This window comes from Neobacillus sp. YIM B06451, assembly GCF_032667185.1.
In the GTDB taxonomy this organism is placed as follows: Bacteria; Bacillota; Bacilli; order Bacillales; family Cytobacillaceae; genus Bacillus_D.
In genome coordinates this window covers 1-2,101 of sequence record NZ_JAVFKJ010000031.1, presented here as the reverse complement: position 1 = coordinate 2,101, position 2,101 = coordinate 1, and the positions used below count along the sequence as shown (strand labels likewise).

The 2,101-nt window shown below is 47.5% G+C and carries 2 protein-coding genes and 1 pseudogene; 1 reads left to right on the top strand and 2 read right to left on the bottom strand.

The window, feature by feature from the left end; genetic code table 11:
* Positions 1-236: 236 nt before the first annotated feature.
* On the bottom strand, positions 237-1,109 hold the full coding sequence (locus RB160_RS23880) for a sulfite exporter TauE/SafE family protein (protein WP_316572952.1): 873 nt from the start codon (positions 1,107-1,109) through the stop codon (positions 237-239).
* Between the two features lie 167 nt (positions 1,110-1,276).
* Between RB160_RS23880 and RB160_RS23875 the strand changes: the two genes are divergently transcribed.
* Positions 1,277-1,717, top strand: a complete 441-nt coding sequence (locus tag RB160_RS23875; protein WP_316572951.1) for an RrF2 family transcriptional regulator — start codon at positions 1,277-1,279, stop codon at positions 1,715-1,717.
* Between the two features lie 104 nt (positions 1,718-1,821).
* Here the strand turns inward: RB160_RS23875 and RB160_RS23870 are convergent.
* Positions 1,822-2,101, bottom strand: a pseudogene (locus tag RB160_RS23870) (Crp/Fnr family transcriptional regulator); the annotation flags it as partial.

The following is a 2,101-nucleotide window of genomic DNA, read 5'->3' as shown; positions in this document are numbered from 1 at the left end:
ATTTAATTATGTTGTTTACACTGTTATCATAATCGGATTTTTAACCTATCGGTAGGGGTTTTCCAGTTTATTCAACAATTAGACAAAGGTTCTTGACGAAGGTGTGACAATGGTCACGATTGATGGTTAGGAAGCGGGAAAGGAGCCTTTTTAACCGAATGCAGGCAGCAATTTACGCCCGCCTTATGCAGCTTTTTACTTTCAATCAAATTTGATGGGGCATCTACTTTTAATCCCTAAACCTCAACAGCAACCTTCCTTATTTTATAAATCACAGCAATGACCGAGGCGGCCCAGAGGATGATGAGCCCAAAATACGTATACTGTGCAATTGACTGCGAAACATCCAAAGCACCGAACAATGTCCGTATGTTCGTGAGGATAATGATGCCGCCAACGAGAGTCCCGAGCAGATTGGTGGGAATGATTTTAACAAGCCAGGCGGCAATAGGAGCTGCGATGATTCCGCCAATCATCAAGGCAAGCACCCACTGGACATTGATCGTTGACCATCCCAATGTCAAAAGAAATCCAAGTGTAGAGGATACCGCAATGGCGAATTCGCTTGTATCGACCGACCCGATAACTTTCCTCGGCTCCATCCGATTGCTTGTAAGCAGGACTGGCGTGGCAATCGGGCCCCAGCCCCCACCGCCTGTCGCGTCAAAAAAGCCCGCGATGAAACCAAGCGGAATGAAGAATTTCTTCCCGAACTTGCCTTTGGCAGGTTTTTTCGAGGGATTGAATTTAAACAGGAAACGGTAAAGGACAAACACGCCAAGCATAAGTAAAAAAACAGAGATATACGGCTTAATGAGATGGCCGGGTATGCTTCCCAGAAAGCAGGCGCCAATGAATGCGCCAATGGAACCCGGGATGATCAGCCGGTAAACAACCTGCTTATCAACATTGCCAAAGCGTATATGCGAAACGCCCGAAGCAGCGGTTGTAACGACTTCCGCCATATGAACGGATGCTGACGCGACAGCAGGGGCAATCCCGAACATCAGGAGCAATGAGGTCGAAGTTACTCCATAAGCCATGCCAAGTGAACCGTCCACAAGTTGGGCGGCCAATCCAATCAGAGCCAGAACAATTAGCCTCCTCAAAAAAATCTCTCCTTTTTAAAAATGTCCTGAATAGACTTATGAAAAAGGGCATTCTCTAATTGTCGACTAATCTAATCAGGTTTGTAACCTACTGTATGTACGGACAAAATTGATGGTTCTAACCAATTGGGAAAAATAGTCCGAATGCCCAGAAGGAGCGTGCCGCAATGAAGCTGTCAAGCAGAGGGGAATATGCGCTGCGGGCACTCATCTGTTTAGGGGGAAATGATCATAAACTCGTTCCGATCGGGGAAATTTCCGATAAGACACTTGTACCAATCAATTATTTGGAGCAACTCCTTTTGCAGCTGAAACGAAATGGGTACGTCCAAAGTAAAAGAGGGGTTAATGGAGGATACAAACTGAGCAAAAAGCCGAGTGAAATTGTGATTGGCCACGTCATCCGCAACCTGGAAGGGCCGCTGGCGCCAATGGGGTGTGTCAGCATCACATCGTACGAAAGCTGCCCGCTGGAAGAAGGCTGCCTGCTGAAACCTTTGTGGGCGCTCGTCAGAGATACGGTTGCAGAATTGCTCGACAGCACGACGTTAAAGGATTTGCTGGATGGAAAAGTAGATCGGAAGCCGCCGGACTCGAGCGGAAACTAAGAAAAAGCATGAGTCCGTGGTGGTTTAGACTGGCGGAGCCCGCAGAGTAAATAAAAAAGGCCTTCCGGATGGAAGAGCCTTTTCTTCATTATTTTAGTATCAGCCTACTCTTGAAGCCCGGCTTCTTTTTTGAAAACAGTCTTGTTGATGAAAGGAAGCACATAGCGGTCAAGGCCGTATTTTCCTGCGTTGGCGCCAGCGACAAGGATGATGAAGCCCATCAGGACGTCAGTTGGGTTGTGGCTTACTGTGCCTGCAAGCATAAAGCTGAAGTTCATTACAAGGCCGAAGAACATTGCCGCAGAAGTGAGGCATCCGAGAATCAAGCCAAGGCCGACAAGGAATTCACCCCAAGGAATCAGGACGTTGAACAGTTCGACGTTT

Bases quoted from the DNA above. Each gene is read 5' to 3' on its own strand.
- RB160_RS23875 (WP_316572951.1), top strand. From the start codon at position 1,277: ATGAAGCTGTCAAGCAGAGGGGAATATGCGCTGCGGGCACTCATCTGT.